We start from the raw sequence: 26078 nt of genomic DNA on the forward strand, positions 1-26078 counted from the left end.
ATATTTTTTTGATATAATCTAAATTAAAGAATTAAAAAATAAAGGAGGAAAATATGTTAAAGGAAAAGGTTGTAGTTAATTCAGAGATTGGGCTTAATGCTAGAGTGGCTTCTATGTTTTTACGAAATTCGGTAAAATTCAATTCAGATATTATTTTAATAAAAGATAATAATAGATATAACGGAAAAAGTATTTTAAGTATTTTATCCATGCAAGTAGGAAATGGGGAAGAGATAGAAATAGAAATAACAGGAGATGACGAGAAACAAGCAATAGTTTGTTTAACAGCTTTCTTTAAACAAGACTTGAGAGAGTATTATACTATTTAATCTACATATAAATTAAAATATAGTAAAAAAATTTCTGCTAAGATAACTTAAATTAATTTAAATTTATATCATAAAAAAAATCCCTAAAAAGGGATTTTTAGAGTTCAGACAAAACTAATGCTTTGTATGCACTCTGAATACTGGTTAACCCAGTATTTTTTTTGCCCATATTTTGTGTCTTATTACTATTAGATAGATATAGTATGGTATTTTAAATGAATATATTTTAAAAATAATTTAGATTTTTTATATAAAAATTTTTTATTAATAATATAAAAAATTAGTAAAAAATATTTTTTTGTTTTGATAAAAATTTAAGTTTTTGTATTGTCTATAAAACTAAATTAAATTTAATTGTTATTAAAATTAACAAAATAACGGTTCGGATAAAATATTTCTTTTGAAAAAACGTCAAAATTTTTAATACTTCATAGGCTAAATGCTTGAAAAATCTTATAAATTTTGCTATACTTTAAGTGTAAAATAGTCTAATTACTGACTATATTTCACAAAGAATAACCGTATATTAGTTATATACTAGAATGAGTACATATTTATATTTTTAGACTTTACAATTTAATACTTAATGTTTAAAAAAACATATACTATTTATTTTTTATATTCTTTATATGGTTTTTCTAAACTTTTTAAAAGGAGGCAAATTATGGCTTTTGTTTTTAATGTTGAAGAAAATCAAGACAAAATAAATGAACTTTGTGAATTTATCGATAAGAAAAAAGACATTCCTGGAGCGTTGATGCCGGTTTTACAGGAAGCTCAAAGTATTTTTGGTTATCTTCCAGAAGAAATTATGGATTTGATAGCAAAGAGAATGAAGATATTTCCTGCTAAAGTGTTTGGAGTGGCGACTTTTTATTCACAATTTTCATTCATTCCAAAAGGTAAGTACCAAGTTTCTGTTTGTATGGGAACTGCTTGCTATGTAAAAGGTGCTCAAGAAATTTTAGATGAGTTCTGCGATAGAATAGGGGTAGCTGTTGGCGGAACAAGTGAAGATTTAAAATTCTCTGTGGCTCAAACTCGTTGTATCGGGGAATGTAACTTAGCTCCTGTAGTTACAATAAATGAAGATGTTTATGCTTATATTAAAAAGGCAGACATTAGAAGAATAATGAGAAAGTATAAATAGGGGTGATTTTATGATAAAGACTCAAGTAGATATGAAAGTACTAGATACTATCAAAGAAAAAAACTATCCTCTATTAATTGAAAGGTTAAAACAAGAACCTGAAAAGTACATAGTTGACGAAAACGGTATTCGTCTAAAAGGGGAGTTTTTTGAAAAACAAACTAGAATTGCTTTAAAGAATTTTGGTATTGTTGATGAACATAGTGTTGAAGAATATGTTGCTTTAGGTGGTTACTATGCTTTAGCTAAGGTTATTAGTAGTTGTACTCCTGAAGATGTAGTTAATGAAATGAAAAATTCAGGTCTTAGAGGACGTGGTGGTGCAGGTTTCCCTACTGGTAGAAAGTGGGAAGGTGCTATGCAACAACCTGCAGGACAAAAATATGTTGTATGTAATGCCGATGAAGGTGACCCTGGTGCGTTCATGGATAGGTCTATCCTTGAAGGCGACCCACATTCAGTATTGGAAGGAATGGCAATCTGTGGTTATGCAATAGGGGCTGATAGAGGTTTTATTTACGTTAGAGCTGAATATCCTAAGGCTGTTGTAAACTTAAGAGAGGCTATTAAAAAAGCTGAAGATGCAAATCTTCTTGGCGATAATATTATGGGAACAGATTTTAGTTTCCATGTTGAATTAAGACTTGGTGCTGGAGCGTTTGTTTGTGGTGAAGGTACTGCTCTTATTGAATCTATTGAAGGTAAACGTGGTATGCCTAGAACTAAGGTTTACAGAACAACTGTTAAAGGTTTATTCCAAAAACCTACAGTTTTAAATAATGTTGAAACTTTTGCAAATGTTCCACAAATTTTGGATAAGGGTTCTAATTGGTATAAATCAATCGGAACAGAAGATAGTTCAGGAACTAAGGTATTTGCTCTTGTAGGTAAGGTTGCAAATGCAGGTCTTGTTGAAGTTCCTATGGGTACTACTATTAATGAAATTGTATATGGTATCGGTGGTGGTACCGGTAATGATAAAAAAGTAAAAGCTGTACAAACTGGTGGACCATCAGGTGGTTGTATTCCGACTGATTACTTTGATACTCCGGTAGATTTCGGTTCTCTTGCGAAAATCGGTTCTATTATGGGTTCAGGTGGTATGGTTGTTATGGACGAAACTGACTGTATGGTTGACATCGCTAGATTTTTCTTGGACTTTACTGTTGAAGAATCTTGTGGTAAATGTGTTCCTTGTAGAGAAGGTACAAAGAGAATGTTAGAATTACTGGAAAAAATAACTTCCGGTAAAGGTGAAGACGGAGATATTGAAAGACTTGAAGACCTTTCAGAAACTATTACTGTTGCATCTCTTTGTGGTCTTGGACAAACTGCTGCAAACCCAGTAGTAAGTACGCTTCATTATTTTAGAAATGAGTATGAGGCTCATATTTATGATAAGAAATGTCCTGCTGGAGTTTGTCAATCACTTCTTGAGTTCTTTATTACAGACAAATGTGTTGGCTGTACTAAATGTGCTAAAGCTTGTCCAGTTGACTGTATTACTGGTGTTCAAAAGGAATTACATGTTATTGAACCTTCTAAATGTGTTAAATGTGGCTCTTGTGAAGATGCCTGTCCAGTTAATGCTATAATCAGAAGATAGGTTCAGGAGGTATATTATGGCTAATATGATTAATTTAACTATAAATGGCAAAAATGTTAGTGTTGAAAAAGGAACTACTATCATTGAGGCTGCTAAAAAAGTTGGAGTTGATATTCCTAACTTATGTTATGAAAAAAGCCTTACTGCCTTTGCTGGTTGTAGAATGTGTGTTGTTGAAATTGAAGGAAGCAGAAAGCTAGAAACTGCTTGTTCTACACTTGCTAAAGAAGGTATGGTTGTTAATACTGAAAGTGAAAAATTAACAAAAATAAGAAGAAATATTTTAGATTTACTATTTTCTAACCACCCAAGTGATTGTTTAACTTGTGATATGGTTGGTAATTGTAAATTACAAGAATATTGTTATAGATATGGAATGAAAAAAGGTACTTGGATTGGTGAAGTTCAAAATCATGAAATTGATGCTAACAATCCTGTTATGATTAGAAATCAAAACAAATGTATCCTTTGTGGTAAATGTGTTAGAGTTTGTCAAGATGTTCAAGTTACAGGTGCTATTGACTTTGTAGATAGAGGTTTTGTTGCTCATATAGGAACACATAAAAATTTAGATTTAAATACAGAAAACTGTAGATTCTGTGGACAATGTATCAGCGTTTGTCCAACAGGTGCTTTACTTAATAAGCAATTAATGGGAACTAGACCATGGGAAATTAAAAAAGTTAGAACAACTTGTCCTTTCTGTGGTACTGGTTGTAACTTTGATTTAAATGTTAATACTAGAACTGGAAAAGTTATTGGTGTTACTCCAAATCCAGATTCTCCTATAAATGGAACACAACTTTGTGTTAAAGGAAGATTTCATGTTGACTTAATAAACAGTGAAGATAGACTTACTGACCCATTGATTAAAAGAAATGGTGTTTTTGAAAAAGCAACTTGGGATGAAGCACTTAATTTAATTGTTGATAAGTTTAACGAAATAAAACAAAATTACGGACCAGATGCTATTGCTGGATTATCTTCTGCTAGAACTTGTAATGAAGATAACTATACATTCCAAAAAATGATGCGTGTGGCTGTTGGAACAAACAACGTTGACCACTGTGCGAGAACCTGACATGCTCCTACAGTTGCAGGTCTTGCAACAACACTTGGAGAAGGAGCAATGACAAACACCGTTAATGAAGTTTTTGATACAGATTTAATGTTTGTTATTGGGTCAAACTCAACAGAAGCCCACCCTATAATTGGAAATAAAATGCAACAATCTCACAGAAAAGGAACTAAACTTATAGTTGTTGATCCTAGAAAAACTGAGATTGCAAGAGAAGCAGACTTACACCTTTCTTTAAAATCAGGTACAGATGCTGCCTTAATAAATGGAATGTTACATATCATCATAAAAGAAGAACTTTATGATAAAGAATATGTAAAAGAAAGAGTTGAAGGCTTTGAAAATGTTAAAGAAATTGTAGAAAAGTACACTCCTGAACTTGTAAGTAAAATTACAACTCTTCCAGTTGAACAAATTTATAAAGCTGCAAGGATGTTCGCAGGAGTAAATGTTGCTGCAATTTACTATACACTTGGAATAACAGAACATACAACAGGTACTTCTAATGTAATGAATCTTTCAAACCTTGGACTTGTTTGTGGATATATCGGTAAAAAAGGTGGCGGTATAAACCCAATGCGTGGACAAAACAATGTACAAGGAGCATGTGATGTGGCAGCTCTTCCAAATTATTATCCTGGATATAGAAAAGTTGTTGAAGAAAAAGATGCTTTATTATTTGAAGAAATTTGGGGAACTAAATTAAATAGAAAATTAGGTCTTAGAATTCCAGAAATGTTAGATGAAGCTGTTGAAGGAAAACTTAAAGCGATGTATGTAATGGGAGAAGATCCAATACTTTCAGACCCTGATGCAAACCATGTTAAACATGCTATGGGTAATTTGGACTTTTTAGTAGTTCAAGATATTAACTTAACTGAAACTGCAAAAATTGCAGATGTTGTATTACCAGCTACATGTTATGCAGAAAAAGATGGAACATTTACAGCTTCTGAAAGAAGATTACAAAGAGTTAGAAAAGCTGTTGACGCTCCGGGACAAGCTCGTGTTGACTGGGAAATATTAGCTGATATAGCAAGAAGACTTGGAGCTAAGGGATTTGATTTTAAAACATCTGAAGATGTATTTAATGATATAAGAAAAGCAATGCCTACATACAGAGGTATAACTTATGATAGAATAGATAAAGAAAATGGTATTCAATGGCCATGCTATGATGAAAATGATCCAGGAACACCATATTTACACAAAGGTAAATTTGTGAGAGGTCCTAAAGCTCTTATGGTACCAGTTGAATATGAAGGACCAAAAGAACTTGAAAATGAAGAATATCCTATCATTCTTACAACAGGTAGAGTATTATATCATTACAATGTAATGACAAGATATTCAAATGCATTAGATTCTATTCAACCTCATGAATTGATTGAAATTTCAAAAGAAGATGCTGAAAAACATGATATAGAAAATGGAGATTTTGTTAGAGTAACTTCAAGAAGAGGAAGCGTTGTTGGTAGAGCTAAAATTACAGACAGAGTAAAAGAAGGACTTATGTATATGACTTTCCACTTCTCTGAAACACCGGTTAACCAACTAACAAGTTCACACTATGATCCAATCTCAAAAACAGCAGAATATAAAGTAACTGCTGTTAATATCAAGAAAGTAAATAAACTTGATAAAGGATTGGAAAGTGAAAAATTCGTTGACTTAAATGAATTGGTTGAAGAAATAGTTTAATTGAAAAGTATTAAAAGTTGAAGACTTGTTCTTCAACTTTTTTTATGTTTAAATCCGTTTTTTGTTGAAACTTGTGTAGATTTGATATATACTTATAGTAATATATTTATTTTTATTTGAGGAGAAGATTATGAATAAGATTTTATTAGTTGAAGATGAAGATAATATTAGATTATTTACAAAAATAAATCTTGAAAGAGAAGGTTTTGAAGTTTTAGAGGCTGAAAGTGGAGAAAAGGGTGTAGAACTTGCTTTAAAATACAATCCACAAGTTGTTATTTTAGATATAATGTTACCTGGAATAGACGGTTTTGAAGTTTGTAAAATTTTAAGAGAAAAACTTCCTAAGATTGGTATAATAATGCTTACCGCAAAAACTCAAGATGTTGATAGAATTAATGGATTAGAAAATGGTACTGATGATTATTTAAGCAAACCATTTAATCCGGTTGAGCTTATTTTGAGAATTAAATCTTTGATAAGACGTATAGATTCAATCCAAAATAATAGTGATTTAATTAATATTTATCCTTTTAAATTGGATTTGTATTCTAAAACTTTTTATAAAGAAGGTAAAGAAATAGAACTTACACCAACAGAACTTGCAATGGTTACTATTTTTGTTTCTAATCCGGGAAGAGCATTTTCAAGAAATGAACTTTTGAATATGACTTGGGGTGAAGATTTCGAAGGGGATATTAAAATAGTAGATGTTAATATAAGACGTCTTAGAGCTAAGATTGAAGATAATTCAAGTAAACCAAAGTATATTGAAACTGTTTGGGGGACGGGTTATAGATGGAATTCAAACTAAGATATGGTAAATTAGTTGAAAAATTTAGTAATCTTAAGGAACTTTTTTTGAAGAAATCTTTAAGAATTAGAATAATGACTCAATTTTTCTGGATTATTGCTTTAATTGTAATATTTTTTGAAATTTTTTTAGTCTTTACAATAAAAAATTATTATTATTCCGGAGTTACAGGAATCATTCAAAGTCAGGCAAAATATAGTGCGAAGTTATATGAAATTCATTTGGCTAATTCCAGTCTGTCTGAGTTGGTTTTAGATGATTCTGAAGAGTTTTATAGTGAAGTAAATGCAGAAGTTCAGATTTTGAATAACTCAGGGAAAGTACTATTGGATACTGTTAATGGCAATGAGATAGGAAAAGTTTTAACAAGTGGCGATGTTGATTCTGCTAAAAATGGAAGTAATGGTTCTAGTATTTATAAAAATTTAATTTCTAAAAATAATGAATTAGCTGTATCTATTCCACTTAATAATGGTAGTGAACAGATTGGTATTGCAAGATTTATAATATCAATGGAAAATATAGATAATATGATTACTCAAAGATATCTGGTATTTTTCTTGTTTGGATTTTTTGTTTTAGTTATCGCTATAAGTATAAGTGTTTTTATGAGTGGTAAAATAGTTTATCCTATTCAAAAACTTACTAATGTAGCTTTGAATTTGGCTGACGGTAGGCTACACGAAAAAGCCGATGAAGTTGGGGATTATGAGATTTCTCAACTTGGAAGTACAATGAATTTAATGAGTGAAAACTTGATTAAAAAAGAACAACTTAAAAAGGACTTTATTTCAAGTATTTCCCATGAGCTTAGAACTCCTCTAACTGTAATAAAAGGTTGGGCTTTTACTTTACAATCTGAGGCTAAAGGGAATAAACTTTTAGAGGATGGGTTGATTATCATAGAAAAAGAAAGTGATAGACTTGGTAATATGGTTACTGAGCTTTTGGACTTCTCGGAACTTAGTAGTGGAAGACTCATAATGAATAAGGAATTGTTGGACCTTAATGAACTTGGTGTATTTATAAATAAACAATTAATGCCAAAATCTAGTGCTAAAAATATAGATATGATTTTAAATTATGATGAGTCTAATAGTGTAATGGTTATGGCTGATAGGGATAGAATTAAGCAAGTCCTTATAAATATTTTAGATAATGCTTTGAAATTTACTGATGAGGGTGGAGTTGTTTTAACTGATATAAAGATTGAAGGTGAAAAGGCTGTTGTTGAAGTTATAGACAATGGTTGTGGTATCTCGGAAGAAGAAATTTCTTTAGTAACAGGAAAATTTTATAAAGGGTCAAACAGCAATTCGCATACAGGTCTTGGCTTATCTATTTGTGAAGAAATCGTTAAAGCTCATAATGGTAATTTGATTATAAGAAGTGTTTTAGAAAAGGGAACAGTAGTTAGGGTTGAGTTACCACTTGAAAAAGGAGATATTCAAAATGAAACATAAAAAATTAATACTTAGCAGTATAGGAATAAGCTTATTGGGATTAATTGTTTTACTGTTTTTCGTTTTAAGAGCTAATTTTTTTAAATATACAGATATAAACTCTATGATTTTAGAGCCAAAGTCTGATTCACTTTTGATATCCGGTACTTGGAAGTTGGAGTCGGTTACCACTATAAGCGACGGAAGTGAATCTACAAGTGAAGATGATAAATTGTATGTTAGCAAAAATTTTGTTTCTTTTGAAAAAATTTCTACAAATAATCCTAAGTTTAAATTTAGAAGATTGAATTTTAAAAATTATTTATTGTATAACGGGGTTATTACTGATAAAATTAAAATTGATTCAGACGAAGTTACCGTTGTTTCTATAAGAGATGAAAAAAACTTTTATAAAGAATTTATTGTTATAGATGAAAATAAAATTTCTACAATTTACAATAAGAAATATTATGTTTTTGAAAGAGTTTCTTTTGATGTTGAAGAAAAATTGATTGGAGATTCCGGCACGGAAGATGTTTCTAAGAAAAAAGATATATCTTTTTTGATAGGTCTTAAAAGTGTAGGAACGGGTAATGTCGATTATGAAACTTTGTTAATTAGAAAAAATGGAGAAAAAAAGATAACTATAAACAAGGCGTCAGGGCTATTTATAAATAATAAAAATAAATTTTTTATCGCTAATTCGATTGGCGATAAAATTTATATTTCTGATGATTATGAAAATAATTCTGAAAAAAAGATATTGGATATAAAAAACGCTACTATAAATTTTTTAAGTGAAAATTATATAAGTGTTGAATCTTATAATACAGATACGAGCAAAAAAAATTATTCTATATATAATATCAATAGCTTGTCTGATGAAAATAAAATTTCAATAAAAGATATTGCCGGAGATAGAGGAGAACAGGCATATTTTAATAAGATAAGAAAACTTGGGTATTCAAGTGAAAATATCACTTCTTTTGATATGAGAAATTTTGGAGTTAAGAGAAATAATTTTGGCTGGGTTTTTAAAGGTATTTTAAATAATTATTCACATAATAATTTTATTTCTAGTGAGATTAATTTAGATTTAATACCTAAAGTTAATATTTTTTCGAATAAATCGAGTAAAATTTCAAAAATAAAAGTAAAAGAAAAGGCTAAAAATGTTTTAGATTATTTTATTTCTCCTGATGAAAGTATGATAGTAATTTTGACTGCAGATGATATATCCGTATATGGGATAAAAAATCAGAAAATCGAAACTTTGCCAATTTCTACAATTAGCTTAAATAGTAGAAGAGAAGTTGTTAATTTTCAATGGGAAAGCGCGATTAGTAGTGAATTAACTTATAATGAATTTTTAAAAATTAAACAATTAGAATTGAAAAAAACTATATAAAAAATCTCTATGAATAATATAGAGATTTTTTTGTTATAATATTTTGTTCTTAAATTGAATTTATGTCTAATCCTTTTTTTAATTCATTTATTTCTTCCACCATAAAGTCTTTAAATATTTTATTTACATTTGAAAATTGTAAATTCTTATTGTAAACAAAATAGAATTTTCTATTTAAATAAATATTTTTTATATTTAAAATTTTAACCTTATCTTTGAAAGGAGAAATATTTAACATTCTTTGAGAAACGAATCCACTTCCAACGCCTTTTGTTACAAGTTCTAAAATTGTGTTTGTATCGTGAATTATGGCAACACTATTTGAAATTACATTTAATGCATTATTTCTCTTCAACTCATCTTCTACTATTTGTCTAGTACCTGAACCTATTTCTCTTAAAATAATTTTATCATTCTTTAAATCGTCAATACTTATTACTGAATAATTTTTTAAATCAGGATATGCGTCTTTATTAACAACATACACTATGTGGTCATCCATAATTTGAGTGTAAATCAATTTAGGGTTAGATATTTTCAATCCAACTATACCGAAGTCTGTTTCTCCAACTAAAATGCTGTCTATTACAGTTCTTGAATCATCATTACTTATATTAAACGAAATATCAGGAAATGAATTTGAAAATTTTTCAATTAAATCCGGTAATATAATCTTTCTTGGAACAGAAGACACACAGATATTTAAAGTTCCCTTTAGGTTTTGTGAATATATATCTAAATCTCTTATAATTTCGTCATAAGAAGATAATATATTAAGAGCATGTTTATATACTATACTTCCTGCTTGAGTTAGAGTAACACTTCTTCTAGTTCTAACAAAAAGGGAAGTATTAAGTTCTGATTCAAGTGCTTGTATATGATTTGTTACAGACGGTTGAGTTATGTATAAAACATCGGCTGTTTTAGTAAAAGATTTTGTTTTAACTATTGTAATAAAAGTTTCTAACTGTTTAAAATCCATAATATCCTCCATAAAATACATATTAAATTTATAATATATATATTTTTATTTATTATAACATTTTTTTAACAAAAAGTAAATATTAATAAAATATAATGAATTTATTGAGAATGTTTTTGATAAAATGTTGAAGTTTCAATCTTTGTATATTAAAGATAAATTTTATTTAAAAATTTACAGAAAACGTGTTGACTTAAGAAATAAAATATGTTAATATATCTTTGTTAGGGGGTATGTAAAATGTTTTCAAACGAGAATATAAAGAAAGTTGATCCAAGTATTGCTGAAATATTGGATAAAGAGTACGAAAGACAAAATAGTCATATTGAATTAATAGCATCTGAAAATTGGGTAAATGATGCGATTTTAGAGGCAGCTGGAAGTATATTAACTAATAAATATGCTGAAGGATATCCTGGAAAAAGATATTACGGTGGTTGTGAAGTAGTAGATGATGCAGAAAGATTAGCTATTGAAAGAGTTAAAGAACTTTATGGTTGTGAATATGCAAACGTTCAACCTCATTCAGGTTCTCAAGCTAACTTTGCAGCATTTTTTGCTATTTTAAATCCTGGTGATACTTACATGGGTATGAATTTAAACCATGGTGGACATTTAACACATGGAAATCCTATTAACTATTCAGGAAAGATATATAATCCGGTTCCTTATGAAGTTGATGAAAATGGATATATAGATTATGATGAAGTTTTAAGAATTGCAAAAGAATGCAAACCTAAATTAATTTTAGCTGGAGCATCTGCTTATGCAAGAAAAATAGATTTTAAAAAGTTTAGAGAAATTTGTGATGAAGTAGGAGCAGTATTAATGGTAGATATGGCTCATATAGCAGGACTTGTTGCTGCAGGATTACATGAATCACCAATCCCTTATGCTGACGTAGTTACTTCTACAACACATAAGACATTAAGAGGACCAAGAGGTGGACTTATTCTTTCAAGTGCTGCTGCAAACGAAAAATTCAATTTCAATAGAGCTGTATTTCCTGGCTCACAAGGTGGACCATTACTACACATTATAGCTGCTAAAGCGATTGCTTTTAAACAAGCATTAGAACCTGAATTTAAAGAATATCAAAAACAAGTTTTGAAAAATGCTCAAGCATTAGCAAAAGGTTTAATGGATAGAGGAATTAAACTTGTATCAAACGGAACCGACAATCATTTAATGTTAGTTGATTTAAGAGATTATGATATGAGTGGTAAAGAATTAGAAAAAGCATTAGACTCTGTTCATATTACTTGCAATAAGAATACAATTCCAAATGATCCTAGATCACCATTTGTTACAAGCGGTATAAGACTTGGAACTCCTGCTATAACTACAAGAGGCTTAAAAGAGGCTGAAATGGATTTAATAGCAGAAGCAATCGCTGGAGTTGTTAAAAACGGAGAAGAAGGTAAAACAAGGGCATTAGAAATAGTTAATGAATTAACTAAGAGATTCCCTCTAAAATAGTATCATTAATATAAAAAAATAAAACGTCTTAATAGGCGTTTTATTTTTTTAAAAAATTATATTAGATTTTTACGGAATGAGTGAAATTATTTTATTTATTATTAAATCATCAAAGTTAATATTTCCTTTTTCTGATTCTAATATTTCTTTTGAAAGAGTAACTTCATCTGTTATAATACCATCTACACCCTTTGAGTATGCATTTATAATATCATCATTTGTATTTGTTGTCCAAACATATACTCTCTTTCCGTTTTTTTGTATTTTTCTAATAAGCTCATTTGTTACTATTTCTTTTTCTATACAGAAAAAATCTATAAATTTTAAATTATAAAATTTTCCATAACTAAAAGCTAATATTAGTCCTGTTGAAATTGAAGGTTCTAAATCTTTAACTTCTCTTAGAGCCTTAGGAGATAGGGAAGAAACAATAACATCATAAGGCTTGTCTTTTATCAACTTTACAACCTCTTGTGCCAATTTTTTATCATTATTCCTAAAAGGCTTTAATTCTATATTTAATTTGATTTTTCCGGAAGTTTTTTCAAGAACTGTTTTTAAATCTACAAAATTATATTCTTTAGAATTTCTTTTATCTATCAATTTATACTTTTTTAATTCCTCAAAAGTTAAATTTTCAATTATTTCTTTTTTACCTGTTAATCTTTTTAAATTGTGGTCATGAGATAAAACTACAACATTGTCTTTAGTGAGTACGACGTCAATTTCAGCAAATTCTGCTCCTAGTTTTATAGCCTCATTTAAAGACTCTAATGTATTTTCTAAAGAGTTTTTTGTGCTACCTCTATGAGCTATAATATCCGGTTTTAAATTTCTAAAAGCGTGATAAAATTTTATTTCTTCGCTTGAATTTCTATATTTACTAAAAATTCCTGCAAAAACTAAAAACAGCATAACTAAAGACATTTTTAATCTCATTTTATTTGTAGGATAAATACTTTCTGAAATTTCCGCATCTAACGATGTTCTAAAATAAAATTTAGAAATTCCTGAAAAAGTTATATAATTTGATAATACATTTGTAAATATTTTTAATAGTGTTGCAATGCACATATATGTGATTATTCCCATATTGCTTAGCGTCTTATTACTTGTTTGCATATAGAATATGGATATTATAGAAATTAAGCTAAGTATTTTAAAAAATTGAACAATTAAATTCTTAATAGCCACGATAATTAAAGTTTTTATACTTTTTAGTTTATTTTTTCTAAGTCTTTTAAAACTTATTTTAGCACTTTCGATAAAATTTTTATTTTCTAAGAAAAATATATGATAAATAAAAAGCAAAAATATTGAAAGTACAATAGCTATAAAAGTTATGAGAGCAAATAAAATTATCCCTGTATGAGTACTTAAAATATGCTCTGTAATAAATGTTGGTATTTTAATTCCTTTGTGAATTGATGTTGAAATAGGAATATTTATAGTTACCATAATCAAAATTAAATAATTTTGAACTTTTTTTAATTTGGATTTTATTTGCTTGTATGAATTGTTAAAAATTTCTAAAATAGAAACTTTATTTCCAAGCCTTATTTGATTTGCAGTAAATACAAAACTACTCACTTCAAAGAGCTTTATGATTGCAAACGAAAAAGTTACTATCAAAATAATCCCAATCTTAGTTGGCGACTTTACAAAAAGGCTAGGACTTTCTATCGAAAAAAATCCGAATTTAGTTAATCTAAGAACAAAATTAAAAAATTCTTTTGAAAAAGGCAATAAAATAACAATAAAAGCTAGTTGATATAATAAATCAAAAATCAATAAATTTTGAAAACTTCTATTTTTTAATAATTTAAACATGATAACTCCTTCTTTGAGTTTTTTTATATGAATAATAATAGCACAAATCAAAGAAAATATAAAGAATTATTTATGTAAACATTGCTTAATTGTATATGCTTAAAATATATTTAATAAAAATTTACGGAAAAATACTTTATATTTTAATAATTTTTTAGTAAAATTTTTTTAAAAATTGTATTGACAAAAATAGATTTTATTGTTATTATTTAGGTGTAAGTTAAATTGTAATGACTTAAATGAAATAAAATCTATAAGAGAAAGAGTATCTAGGGTTCCGAATTTATTTGCTGGTCCGAGCGATACGAGTACTTTTTAAAGTATTACACCTAAGGGAGAAAAGCCCAGGAGGTAGGTTTCGCTTGAAGCCTACTTGCTGGGCTTATTTATTTCTTATGTTAAATTTAGGAGGTATTTTATGGAAAAAATTTATACTGGAAAGACAAAAGATATTTATAAGAGCGAAGATGGAAATTATGTTTTAAAGTTTAAGGACGATGTTACCGGAGAAAACGGAGTTTTTGACCCTGGTGCTAATACTGTTGGTCTATCTATAGAAGGGGTAGGTCATGAGGGTTTAAAAATTACTAAGTATTTCTTCGAGATTTTAAAAGAAAAAGGAATTAGAACTCACTATATAGATTGTGATTTGAATGAGAATACTATGACTGTTAAGCCTTGTAAGGTTTTTGGTAAAGGCTTAGAAGTTATATGCAGATTTAAGGCTGTTGGTAGTTTTATCCGAAGATATGGTTTATATGCAAATATGAATGATGATTTAGATACTTACGTTGAAGTTACATTAAAAGATGATGAAAGATGCGACCCTTTAATTACTAAGGACGCACTTGTAATGTTAAATATATTGACTGAAAAAGAATATGAAGATTTAGTAGCACTTACTAAGGAAATTTGTACTATTATTAGAGATGTTTTAAAAGAAAAGGGACTTACTCTGTACGATATTAAATTGGAGTTTGGTAAAACTTGTGGAGAAGTTGTATTGATTGATGAAATATCTGGTGGCAATATGAGAGTTTATAACGGAGATGAAATTGTTGCACCAACTGATTTATATTCTTTTTTGCTTAAATAATTTTAGCCGGGAAGAATATCCCGGCTTTTTGTTTTATACTAAACACTAATTAAAATTGCTAAAATTAAGTAAAGTACGATGCGTGAAGATGTTCACAGTCGATTGTTCCCAAATCAAAGATTTGGACAATCTTTGCGTCAGACCTACTATGTTTTAAAGCAAACAAGTTAGGGCTAGATTGACTTCGTGCTACGCACTTCGCTAAAGATGATGTTTTGGTTGTTTTTTTGAAAGTTTAGTCAGTAATTAGTTTTATTTTATTTGATTTTTGGAGGTAATTATGAAAGTAGCTGTTATTATGGGTAGCATTTCTGATAAAGATATTGCTAAAAAGACTTGTGATGTTTTAAAAGAATTTGGAATAGAATATGAGGCAAAAGTTATTTCTGCTCATCGTTCTTTAGATTTTGCAGTAGATTTTGTAAATAGTATGGAAGAAAAAAATATAGAATTAATAATTGCGTTTGCAGGTAAGGCTGCTCATTTAGCAGGGGTATTAGCCGGTATTTCAACTACACCTGTTATCGGTGTTCCTGTAAAGGCATCAACTCTTGACGGACTTGACGCTTTACTTTCAACTGTTCAAATGCCAAAGGGGGTTCCTGTTGCTACAGTTGCAATAGACGGGGCAGAAAATGCCGGAATTTTAGCAGCACAAATTCTTTCATTAAAGTATGATGAATTAAAGATAAAACTTAAAGAGTATAAAGTAAAAATGAAAGAACAAGTTAAACAAATGGATAATGAACTTAGTTTATAAATGGAGGATATTTTAATGGCATTAACTTATGAATCAGCAGGAGTAAATAAACACGAAGGGTATAATGAGGTAAATTTAATCAAAAAATTTATTAAAAATACTTATACAGATGGAGTGCTTTCAGATTTAGGAGGATTTTCCGGACTTTTTGAGTTGGGAAAAGATTTGAAAAATCCTGTTTTAGTTTCCGGAACTGACGGAGTTGGAACTAAGGTAAAATTAGCACAAATGATGGACGTTCATAATACTGTTGGGATAGATTGTGTTGCAATGTGTGTTAATGATATTTTGTGTCAAGGAGCTAAACCTCTATTTTTCTTAGATTATATTGCAACAGGAAAACTTGTTGCTGAAAAAATGGCAAGTATTGTTGAAGGTGTTGCAGAGGGTTGTATTCAAGCAGGTAGTGCTTTAATTGGTGGAGAAACTGCCGAAATGCCTGGAATATATAAAGAAGAAGATTATGATATTGCAGGTTTCTGTGTTGGTGTTGTTGAAAAGGATAAAATAATTGACGGAAAGAAAAATGTTAAAAAAGGTAATGTTATTTTAGCTTTACCATCTTCCGGAGTTCATAGTAATGGTTTTTCTTTGGTTAGAAAAATAATTTTTGACCACAAAAACTTTTCGTTAGATGATGTTATTGAAACTGGAAAAACTTTAGGAGAAGAGCTTTTAACTCCTACAAGAATTTATGCAAAACAAGTAGTGGCTTTATTAGAAAAATTTAATGTAAATGGACTTTGCCATATAACAGGTGGAGGTCTTTACGAAAATGTACCAAGAGTTTTAGGCGATGATGTTGATGCTAAAATTTTTGAAAAAAATATTCCAACAAAAGAAATTTTTTCACTTCTTCAAAAATGGGGAGAAATTTCAAAAGAAGAAATGTATGGAACTTTTAATATGGGAATAGGAATGTTGCTTTTTGTTGAAAAAGATGATGTAAACGGAATAAAAGAATTATTCAAAGAAATGAATGAAGAGATTTATGAAGTTGGAAAAGTTGTTGAAGGAAGTTCCAAAGTAATTTTATGCTAGTGAATTTTGGAGGAATTATGGATAAGAGGATTTTTGTTAAAAAAAGAGCCAGATACAATAAAGAGGCTTTAGATTTAAAAGATAGTTTAAATTTAGAATATAATTTAGGAATAAATGATTTAGAAGTTTATATAATATATGATATTTATGATATCAATGAAAAAACTTATGAATTAGCTAAAAATTCTGTTTTTTCAGAAGTTATGATTGATGAAGTTGTTGAAGATATTAAATTAGAGGATGGAAAATATTTTGCTTATGAAACATTACCTGCTCAATATGACCAAAGAGCAGATAGTGCTGTTCAATGTGTATCTCTTTTAGATAATTCTTCAAAGATAACTGTAAGAAGTGGGAAACTTGTTATTTTTGATAAAGTTTTAAGTCAAAATGAACTTGAAAATGTAAAAAAATATTTAGTAAATCCTATTGAATCAAGAGTTAAGGATATGAGTGTTTTAAGTTTTTCAATGAATTCTGAAATGAAAGAAATGAAAGACTTAACAGGATTTTCTAACTTTTCAAAGGAAGAATTGATTTCTTTGAAAAAAGAAATGTCTTTAGCTATGGATATTGAAGATTTGATTTTTATTCAAAATTATTTTAAAGAAGAGGGAAGAACTCCTACTGAAACAGAAATTTATGTTTTAGATTGTTATTGGAGCGACCATTGTAGGCATACAACTTTTGAAACTATATTAGATGAAGTTAAGATTGAATCTGAACTTTTCCAAAAAGAAATGCAAGATGCTTTCGATATTTATTTAAATATCAGAAAAGAATTGAATATTACAAAGCCAATAACTTTAATGGATATGGCAAGTGTAATCGGAAAATATCATAGAAGAATATTGAATGACCAAAATATTGAAGTTAGTGAAGAAATAAATGCTTGCTCATTTTTTACAGATATAGAAAATAATGGAAAAACTGAAAAATGGTTAATTCAATTCAAAAACGAAACACATAATCACCCAACAGAAATTGAACCTTTTGGCGGTGCAAGTACTTGTGTTGGTGGAGCTATTCGTGATCCATTGTCCGGAAGAAGTTATGTATATCAAGCGATGAGAGTAAGCGGTTGCGGAAATATTTTACAAAGTAGGGAAGAAACTTTAGAGCATAAGTTACCACAAGTTGATATTTCAACAAAGGCTACAAGTGGTTATTCATCTTATGGTAATCAAATCGGACTTGCAACAACTTATGTAAAAGAACTTTATGATGATTCTTATGTTGCTAAACATATGGAAGTAGGTGCTGTTGTAGGTGCTGTTAAGTATGGAGATTTTAAAAGAGAAACACCTGTTAAAGATGATATTGTAATGTTAATCGGTGGAAGAACTGGTAGAGATGGTATTCAAGGTGCAAGCGGTTCAAGTTTAGTTCATACAAATGATTCGTTAGAAACTGCATCAAGTCAAGTTCAAAAGGGAAATGCCATTGAAGAGAGAAAAATTCAAAGATTATTTAGAAAACCTGAAGTCACAAAGTTAATTAAAAAATGTAATGACTTTGGTGCGGGCGGTGTTTGTGTTGCTATCGGAGAATTATCTGAAGGAATAGAAATTCATTTAGATAAAGTTTTGCTAAAATATGAAGGTTTGAATCCGACTGAAATTGCAACAAGTGAATCTCAAGAACGTATGGCGATTGTGATTTCTCCAAATGATTATGAATTTTTTGTTAAAGAGTGTGAAAAAGAAAATATAGAATATTCGAAAGTTGCAACTATTACTGATAGAAGAAGACTTGAAATGTATTACTATGATGAAAAAGTTATGGATTTAAGCGCAGACTTTTTAGCAACAAGTGGAGTTAGACAGCATTCAAATAGTACTTTAGTAGATAATAATGGAGTAAATCCTTTTGAAAATAAAGAATTTTCTAAAGAAAATGTATTGAATGAATTATCTTCATTAAATGTAACTTGTCAAAAGGGTATTGCTCAAAGATTTGACGGTTCAATTGGAGCTACTACTGTGTTAATGCCATTTTCAGGTAAAAATCAATTAACACCTGTTCAAGCAGGAGTTCAAGCGTTGCCAACAATTCATTCAACAAGTGATACTGCTACGATTTTGAGTTATGGATTTATTCCTAAAATTTCTCATTATTCACCATTCTTATCAGCTATATATGCCGTTTTAGAATCTGTTGCTAAGGTTTATGCTATTGGTGGAGATAGAAGTAATTTATATCTTTCATTCCAAGAATATTTTGAAAAACTTGGAAAAGATAGTAAAAAGTGGGGTAAAGTTACTCAAAGTTTACTTGGAAGTATTTATGCGCAAAATGAAATTGGTTGTGCAAGTATTGGTGGGAAGGATAGTATGTCCGGAACATTTAACGACTTAAATGTAGTTGAAACTTTAATTTCTTTTGCTTGTACTCCGGTAAAAATTAAAAATGTAATTTCTCCTGAATTAAAATCAGTTGGAAATTATTTATACTATATTCCAGTTGTTAAAGATTCAAAAGGATATCCAAATATCAAAGAAACTTTGAAGAATTATGAATTAGTAAATGAACTTATAAAAGATAAAAAAGTTTTATCTGTATATGTTCAAGAAGAGGGAAGTGTTGTAAGTTCTCTAGTAAAAATGGCTGTTGGTAATGGTTTAGGTTTTACAGTTAATAAAGAGAATATTTTAAACTTTGACCCAGCATCAATGGTTATTGAGTCAAACTCCAAATTACCTTTTGAAAAAATTGGTGAAGTAAGTGAAAAGATTGTTGTAAATGGAATTACTTTTGAATATGATGAAATTTACAATGCTTATACTAATACTTTAGATAAAATTTATCCTTTATATCAAAATAAAGATAAGGGAAGGTATGAAAATTTATCTAGTGGAAAGGCAGAAAAGAGATATTACAAGGAATATGTTGAAGATGTAAATGTTCTTATTCCTGTATTCCCTGGAACAAACTGTGAATATGATGTAGAAAAAGCATTTATTGATGCAGGAGCTAAAACAAAAACTATTGTATTTAGAAATAAAAAAGAAGATGATATTGAAAAGTCAATAGAAGATTTAGTAAATGGAATAAAAGATGCACATATCATTATGATACCAGGAGGTTTTTCAAGTGGAGATGAACCTGACGGAAGTGCAAAATTTATTGTAAATGTTTTGAAGAATGAAAAAGTAAAAAATGCAATTCATAAACATTTAGATGATAAAAAATTAATTTTAGGAATTTGTAACGGATTTCAAGCTTTAATTAAGTCAGGTCTTTTACCTTATGGAAGAATAAAAGATTTAACAAAAGACGATTTAACATTGTATAGAAATGATAGTTATCACCACATTTCAACAAGTGCAATAACTCGTGTTGCAAATGTAAATTCTCCTTGGACATGGGATTTTGAAATTGGAGAATTACATGAAGTAATGTTTAGCCATGGAGAAGGAAAACTTGTTGGAGAAAATATTGAAAAATTCAAACATTTATGTGCTTTTCAATATTGTGATTTTGAAGGAAATGCAACTAGTAACGGAAAGTTCAATCCAAATGGTTCATTGTATGCTATTGAGGGATTAGTAAGTGAAGATGGATTGGTTTTAGGTAAGATGGGACATAGCGAACGTTATGGAACTGATTTGTATAAAACTAAAACTGTAAAAGGAATACAAAATATATTTAAAAATGGTGTAAATTATTTTAAAGGAGAAAAATAGTATGAAACTTTTATATGAAGGAAAAGCAAAACAATTATTTGAATGTGAAAATAATGAAGAAATATATGTTCATTACAAAGATAGTGCAACTGCATTCAATGGGAAAAAGAAAGAAGAATTTAATAAAAAGGGTGTTTTAAATAATGCAATTACTTCATTTATTTTTGAATATTTGGAAAAAAACGGAGTAGAAACTCATTTTATAAAAAAAGTAAATGATACAGACCAAATCTGTAAACATGTCAAAATAATTCCTTTAGAAGTAATTACAAGAAATATTGTTGCAGGTTCAATGGCTAAAAAATATGGTTTAGAAGAGGGAAGAAAATTAAAAAAACCTGTTTTTGAATTAAGTTATAAAAATGATGAGCTTAATGACCCGTTGATAAATGATGACCATACTATTGCTTTAGAAATAGTTACTGAAGAAGAACTTGCTTTTATAAAAAAAGAAACAGCAAAAATTAATGAGCTTTTAAAAGAATTTTTCTTAAAGGCAGGTTTGATTTTAGTAGATTTTAAAATAGAATTTGGTAAAACAAGTGATGGAAAGATAATTTTATCTGATGAAATTTCTCCGGATACTTGTAGATTGTGGGACATAGAAACTATGGATAAACTTGATAAAGACCGTTTCCGTAGAGATTTAGGTTCAGTAATGGATGCTTATGAAGAAGTTTTAAGGAGAATAACAATTGCGTGGAATTAATGAAGAATGTGGAGTTTTTGGAATTTTCAATCATAATGATGCATCAAAATTAACTTACTTTGGACTTCATAGTTTACAACATAGAGGTCAAGAGGGGGCAGGTATTGTAAGTTCTGACGGAGAAAATTTATACAGTTATAGAAATTTAGGATTGGTTTCTGAAGTTTTTAAGGATAAAGAATTACTTTATAATTTAGTTGGAAGTTCGGCTATTGGTCATGTTAGATACGCAACAGCTGGAGATAATAGTGTTAGAAATGTTCAACCTTTTCTATTTGATTTTTATGATATGAGTGTTGGTATTTGTCATAATGGAAATCTGGTAAATGCAAAAACTTTAAGATTTGAATTAGAGAAAAAGGGAGCAATTTTTCATTCTTCATCAGATACTGAAGTTTTGATTCATTTGATTAGAAGAAGTGAAAAAGCAACTTTTGAAGAAAAATTGAAAGAGAGTTTGAATACAGTAAAAGGTGGTTTTACTTACTTAGTTTTACTTAAAGATACTTTATATGGAGCTGTTGACCCTAACTCATTAAGACCACTTGTAATTGGTAAAACAAAAAATGGTGCTTATGTTATGGCAAGTGAAACTTGTGCAATAGATACTATTGGTGCAGAATTTGTTTGTAATGTAAAGGCAGGTCAATTAGCTATTATAGATAAAGATGGTCTTAGAATAGAAAACTATACAACTCCTGAAAGAATTTCTATCGCTGCTATGGAATATGTTTATTTTGCAAGACCGGATTCAAATATTGCAAGTGTTAATGTTCATACTGCAAGAAAAAATACGGGAAAAACTCTTGCAAGAGAGTGCCCTGCTGAGGCAGATATAGTAATAGGGGTTCCCAATTCTTCGCTTTCTGCTGCAAGTGGATATGCTGAAGAAAGTGGTCTGCCTTATGAAATGGGATTGATTAAAAATCAATATGTTGCAAGAACTTTTATTCAACCTACTCAAGAGCTTAGAGAACAAGGTGTTAGAATGAAATTATCAGCAGTAAAAGGTGTTGTTAAAGGAAAAAGAGTTGTAATGGTTGATGATTCTATCGTTAGAGGTACTACTTCCAGAAGAATAGTTCAACTTTTAAAAGATGCAGGAGCTTTAGAAGTTCATGTTAGAATTGCATCACCACCTTTTGTTTTTCCAAGTTTTTATGGAATAGATATTTCTACTTCAGGAGAGCTTATTGCTGCTAATAAAACTTTAGAAGAAATAAGAGAGATAATCGGAGCGGATTCATTGGGATATTTAAGTGAACAGGGTCTTATAGATTCAATAGGACTTAAATTTGATGCACCGTATAGTGGTTTGTGTATGGACTGTTTCAATGGAGATTATTCTGCCGGATTATATGATTATGAAGAAGATTTTAATAATTCATTAACTGAAATTCAAAAAGAATTTTTGAAAAGAAAAAATAAATAATTTTATACCATAGCTCTTTTTAGAGCTGTGGTAAATTTTGTTATAGAAAGGTAAATTATGTTAAATATAGCTGTTTTTATTTCCGGTGGAGGAACAAATTTACAAGCCATAATTGATGCTGTTAAAGAAAATAAAATTAATGGAAAGATAGAGTTGGTTTTTTCTAATAGAAAAAACGCTTATGGTCTTGTAAGGGCGAAAAATGAAAATATTGATACATTTTATTTGAATAAAAAAGAATTTTCAAGTAATGAAAAATATGATGAAAGGCTTATTGAGGAGCTTGAAAAAAGAAATATTGATTTAATAGTTCTTGCAGGTTACTTAAATATTTTATCATCAAAGTTGATTTCTAAATATTCTAAAAAAATAATTAATATTCATCCTTCTTTAATTCCTTCATTTTGTGGAATGGGATTTCACGGGGAAAATGTTCATAAAGCCGTTATTAAATCGGGAGTAAAATTCACCGGAGCTACTACTCATTTTGTTGATGAAAATGTAGATACTGGAGCTATAATCTTACAAGATATTGTGCCTGTTTTTATAGATGATGATTTTGAAATTGTAGCTAAAAGAGTTTTAGATGTTGAGCATAGAATATTGGTAAAGACGATAAAAGCATTTTGTGAAAATAAAATTGTTTTTAAAGAAAATAGAGCATTCATAGTGGGGGAATAAAATGACAAAAAGAGCATTGATTAGTGTTTTTGAAAAAGATAATATAGTTGAATTTGCAAGTGAACTTGTAAATTTAGGTTGGGAAATTATTTCAACCGGTGGAACTTATAGAATTTTAAAAGAAAGTGGACTTAATGTTATTGAAGTTGATGAGGTAACTAATTTTAAGGAAATTTTAGATGGACGTGTAAAAACTTTACACCCATTTATTCATGGAGGAATTTTATATAGACGTGATGAAAAAAGTCATGTTGAAACTATTGAAAAAATTGGTATTTCTTCAATAGATATGGTTGTAAATAATTTATATCCTTTTGAAAAAGTTTTAAATAGCGAAAATAAAACACATGAAAATTTAATTGAAAATATTGATATTGGTGGACCTTCAATGATTAGAGCTGCTGCTAAAAATTATAATGATGTTTCTATCGTTGTTGACCCTAGTGATTATTCTGAAATTATTGAAAGACTAAAAGAAGATAGATTGGATAAAGATTTTAGATTATATCTATCTTGTAAGGCTTTTAATTATACAGCTTATTATGATGCATTAATTTCAAGTTATTTCAATGATTTATTAAATATTGAATTTCCTGAAAAATTAACTACAACTTATAAAAAAGTTAGTGATTTAAGATATGGAGAAAATCCACACCAAAAAGCATCTTTTTATGAAAAAGTTTATGTTAAAGATGAAGAAAAAACTGAGTTTAAACAATTACATGGAAAAGAATTATCTTACAATAATTTAACAGATATGTATTCTGCTATAAAAATTGTAAAAGAGTTTGAAGAACCTTGTGTTGTTGCTGTTAAGCATAACAATCCTTGTGGACTTGCAATAGCTGAAAATATTGATGATGCTTATGATAAGGCTTATGCTTGCGATTCTGTTTCAATTTTTGGTGGGATCATTGCTTTGAATAGAGAAGTTACTAAGTATATTGCCGAAAAAATAAATAGCTTTTTTGTTGAAATTGTAATTGCAAATAAGTTTTCAAAAGATGCTATTGAAATTTTGACTAAAAAGAAAAATATTAGATTAATCGAAGTTGAAAATATATCAGAATTTAAACTTCCAAACATTATGACTAAAGAAGTTTTAAATGGATTGGTTGTTCAAAATTATGACGATACTTTATTAACTAAAGAATTAAAATTTGTTACAAAGAGAAAACCTACTGAAGAAGAATTAAAAAATTTAATTTTTGGTTTTAAGGCTTGTAAAACAGTTTGTTCAAATGGTATTGTAATTGTAAAAGATAATGCAACTATTGGAATCGGCCAAGGAGAAGTTAGACGTTCTTGGGCAGTCCAAGAGGGATTGGAAAGAGCGAAAGAAAATCTTAAAGATGCAGTTTTAGCATCAGATGCTTTCTTCTTTGAAGATACTGTTGAATTACTAAAAGAAAATGGAATTAAGGCTGTAATTCAACCGGGTGGTTCTATAAAAGATGAAAATGTAATAAAATTATGTGATGAATATGGAATAGCAATGGTATTTACATCTACAAGGCATTTTAGACATTAGGAGGAAGATATGAAAGTTTTAGTTGTTGGTAATGGTGGGAGAGAAGATGCCATTTGTAAAAAAATATCTGAAAGTAGTAAATGTACTGAACTTTTCTGTTCAAAAGGAAATGCAGGAACTCTTAGATATGCTAAAAATATAGTATTAAATTCTAATGAAGAAATTTTTGAATTTTCAAAAAATAATAATATCGACCTTGTAGTAGTTGGACCTGAAGCACCTCTTTGTGAGGGAATAGTTGATTTATTTTCTGAAAGTAATATAAAAGTTTTTGGAGCTAATAAAAAAAGCGCAAGACTTGAAGGAAGTAAAAATTTTGCAAAAGAATTTATGAAAAAATATGATGTTCCAACTGCAAAATATGAAACTATAAAATCAAAAGAAGAGGGAATTAAAGCTATCGAAAGTTTTTCATATCCAATAGTTATAAAAGCTGATGGACTTTGTGCAGGAAAGGGTGTTAGAATTTGTAATTCTAAAGAGGAAGTTTTGGAATATTTTACAGAACTTTTTGAAGATAAAATTTTTGGACAAGAGGGAACTACTGTTGTCATAGAAGAATTTTTAAAAGGGAAAGAGGCATCTTTACTTTGTTTTGTATCAAAAGGAAATTTAATTCCTATGGAAAGTGCAAGAGATTACAAGAGAATTTTTGATAATGATGAAGGTGAAAATACTGGAGGGGTTGGTTGCTATTCTCCAAGTGAATTATTCAATGATGAATTAAAATTAAAAATAGAAAAAACTTTAGAGAAAATTTCAGAAGGATTGAAAAAAGAAAAATTAGATTATTCAGGAATACTTTTTATCGGATTTATGATTGATGAAGAGCCTAAAGTTTTAGAATTTAATGTAAGATTTGGAGATCCGGAAACTGAAGTTGTTTTACCTAGAATGAAAAGTGATTTACTTTTAGCGATAGAAAAATCTTTAGATGGAACACTTAAAAAAGAAGATTTAAAATGGAAAAGTGAAAAATGTTTAACAGTTATTTTAACTTCTAGAGGTTATCCTAAAAATTATGAAAAAGGAAAAGAAATAATAGGAATTGATTCAGTTGATGAAGATATTTATGTTTACCATAATAACACTAAGGTTAACGGAAGCAAAATATTGACTGATGGAGGTCGAGTTTTATCTGTTACAGGATTTGGAAATACTTATGATGAAATAAGAGAAAAAGTTTATAAAAACATTGAAAAAATAATATTTGAAACAAAACAATATAGAAAAGATATCGGAAAAAACTAAATTGCAAGAATAAATTAGCCACATAAAAATAATTCTCTAGGCGTTTTGTAATTGAATATTTTTTTAGGATAG

General features: G+C 28.9%; 19 protein-coding genes. 17 read left to right on the forward strand and 2 right to left on the reverse strand.

The features are described 5' to 3' along the window. Window positions 1-53 precede the first annotated feature (53 nt). The 7 genes from IBJ83_RS06345 (at window position 54) to IBJ83_RS06375 (ending at window position 9528) form a co-directional block, all read left to right on the forward strand. Complete coding sequence (locus IBJ83_RS06345) at window positions 54-329, forward strand: HPr family phosphocarrier protein (protein ID WP_068472083.1); 276 nt, start codon at window positions 54-56, stop codon at window positions 327-329. Window positions 330-993: 664 nt separating this feature from the next. Continuing rightward, a complete protein-coding gene (locus IBJ83_RS06350; RefSeq protein WP_068472085.1) occupies window positions 994-1479 on the forward strand; it encodes an NADH-quinone oxidoreductase subunit NuoE family protein in 486 nt (161 codons plus the stop codon). Window positions 1480-1489: 10 nt separating this feature from the next. Then, complete coding sequence (locus IBJ83_RS06355; protein ID WP_201275812.1) at window positions 1490-3085, forward strand: NADH-ubiquinone oxidoreductase-F iron-sulfur binding region domain-containing protein; 1596 nt, start codon at window positions 1490-1492, stop codon at window positions 3083-3085. Window positions 3086-3110: 25 nt separating this feature from the next. Next, window positions 3111-5864: a formate dehydrogenase subunit alpha gene (gene fdhF, locus IBJ83_RS06360; protein ID WP_201275827.1), complete on the forward strand. Its 2754-nt coding sequence runs from the start codon at window positions 3111-3113 to the stop codon at window positions 5862-5864. Between the two features lie 130 nt (window positions 5865-5994). Continuing rightward, a complete protein-coding gene (locus IBJ83_RS06365) occupies window positions 5995-6678 on the forward strand; it encodes a response regulator transcription factor (RefSeq protein ID WP_068472091.1) in 684 nt (227 codons plus the stop codon). Then, the gene (locus IBJ83_RS06370) at window positions 6663-8141 is read left to right on the forward strand and encodes a sensor histidine kinase (protein ID WP_201275813.1); all 1479 of its coding nucleotides are present in this window, start codon (window positions 6663-6665) and stop codon (window positions 8139-8141) included. Before IBJ83_RS06365 ends, IBJ83_RS06370 begins: the two co-directional genes overlap by 16 nt. After that, window positions 8131-9528, forward strand: coding sequence for a hypothetical protein (locus IBJ83_RS06375; protein WP_201275814.1), 1398 nt, complete (start codon window positions 8131-8133; stop codon window positions 9526-9528). Before IBJ83_RS06370 ends, IBJ83_RS06375 begins: the two co-directional genes overlap by 11 nt. Window positions 9529-9577: 49 nt before the next feature. On the opposite strand, the gene IBJ83_RS06380 is transcribed toward IBJ83_RS06375, so the two are convergent. Further along, window positions 9578-10510: a selenium metabolism-associated LysR family transcriptional regulator gene (locus IBJ83_RS06380; RefSeq protein ID WP_068472099.1), complete on the reverse strand. Its 933-nt coding sequence runs from the start codon at window positions 10508-10510 to the stop codon at window positions 9578-9580. A 240-nt stretch (window positions 10511-10750) separates the two neighbouring features. Here IBJ83_RS06380 and glyA point away from each other — a divergent pair, with 240 nt between their 5' ends. Continuing rightward, on the forward strand, window positions 10751-11989 hold the full coding sequence (gene glyA, locus IBJ83_RS06385) for a serine hydroxymethyltransferase (RefSeq protein WP_201275815.1): 1239 nt from the start codon (window positions 10751-10753) through the stop codon (window positions 11987-11989). Between the two features lie 69 nt (window positions 11990-12058). Here glyA and IBJ83_RS06390 read toward each other — a convergent pair whose 3' ends face one another. Then, window positions 12059-13819 carry a glycerophosphodiester phosphodiesterase family protein gene (locus tag IBJ83_RS06390; protein ID WP_201275816.1) on the reverse strand — a complete coding sequence of 587 codons (1761 nt, stop codon included), beginning with the start codon at window positions 13817-13819 and terminating at the stop codon, window positions 12059-12061. Window positions 13820-14237: 418 nt separating this feature from the next. Between IBJ83_RS06390 and IBJ83_RS06395 the strand changes: the two genes are divergently transcribed. From IBJ83_RS06395 to purD, 9 genes are all read left to right on the forward strand, one after another. Continuing rightward, window positions 14238-14915, forward strand: a complete 678-nt coding sequence (locus IBJ83_RS06395) for a phosphoribosylaminoimidazolesuccinocarboxamide synthase (protein WP_201275817.1) — start codon at window positions 14238-14240, stop codon at window positions 14913-14915. Window positions 14916-15195: 280 nt separating this feature from the next. Further along, a complete protein-coding gene (gene purE, locus IBJ83_RS06400; RefSeq protein WP_068472107.1) occupies window positions 15196-15675 on the forward strand; it encodes a 5-(carboxyamino)imidazole ribonucleotide mutase in 480 nt (159 codons plus the stop codon). A gap of 15 nt (window positions 15676-15690) precedes the next feature. Next, the gene (gene purM, locus IBJ83_RS06405; protein ID WP_201275818.1) at window positions 15691-16716 is read left to right on the forward strand and encodes a phosphoribosylformylglycinamidine cyclo-ligase; all 1026 of its coding nucleotides are present in this window, start codon (window positions 15691-15693) and stop codon (window positions 16714-16716) included. A 17-nt stretch (window positions 16717-16733) separates the two neighbouring features. Then, entirely contained in the window at window positions 16734-20402 is a 3669-nt protein-coding gene (locus IBJ83_RS06410; protein ID WP_231698893.1) for a phosphoribosylformylglycinamidine synthase, read from the forward strand. 1 nt (window position 20403) lies between these two features. Further along, window positions 20404-21111, forward strand: coding sequence for a phosphoribosylaminoimidazolesuccinocarboxamide synthase (purC, locus tag IBJ83_RS06415; RefSeq protein WP_201275820.1), 708 nt, complete (start codon window positions 20404-20406; stop codon window positions 21109-21111). Then, window positions 21098-22543 (forward strand): amidophosphoribosyltransferase, encoded by a 1446-nt coding sequence (gene purF / locus IBJ83_RS06420; RefSeq protein WP_201275821.1) that lies wholly within the window; start codon window positions 21098-21100, stop codon window positions 22541-22543. The genes purC and purF overlap by 14 nt, the downstream gene beginning before the upstream one ends. A gap of 57 nt (window positions 22544-22600) precedes the next feature. After that, window positions 22601-23224, forward strand: a complete 624-nt coding sequence (gene purN / locus IBJ83_RS06425; protein ID WP_201275822.1) for a phosphoribosylglycinamide formyltransferase — start codon at window positions 22601-22603, stop codon at window positions 23222-23224. A gap of 1 nt (window position 23225) precedes the next feature. Beyond that, on the forward strand, window positions 23226-24755 hold the full coding sequence (gene purH, locus IBJ83_RS06430; protein WP_201275823.1) for a bifunctional phosphoribosylaminoimidazolecarboxamide formyltransferase/IMP cyclohydrolase: 1530 nt from the start codon (window positions 23226-23228) through the stop codon (window positions 24753-24755). Window positions 24756-24764: 9 nt separating this feature from the next. Continuing rightward, the gene (purD, locus tag IBJ83_RS06435; RefSeq protein WP_201275824.1) at window positions 24765-26006 is read left to right on the forward strand and encodes a phosphoribosylamine--glycine ligase; all 1242 of its coding nucleotides are present in this window, start codon (window positions 24765-24767) and stop codon (window positions 26004-26006) included. Window positions 26007-26078: the final 72 nt, after the last annotated feature.

It is taken from the genome of Parvimonas parva (genome assembly GCF_016552165.1).
Lineage (GTDB): Bacteria > Bacillota > Clostridia > Tissierellales > Peptoniphilaceae > Parvimonas > Parvimonas parva.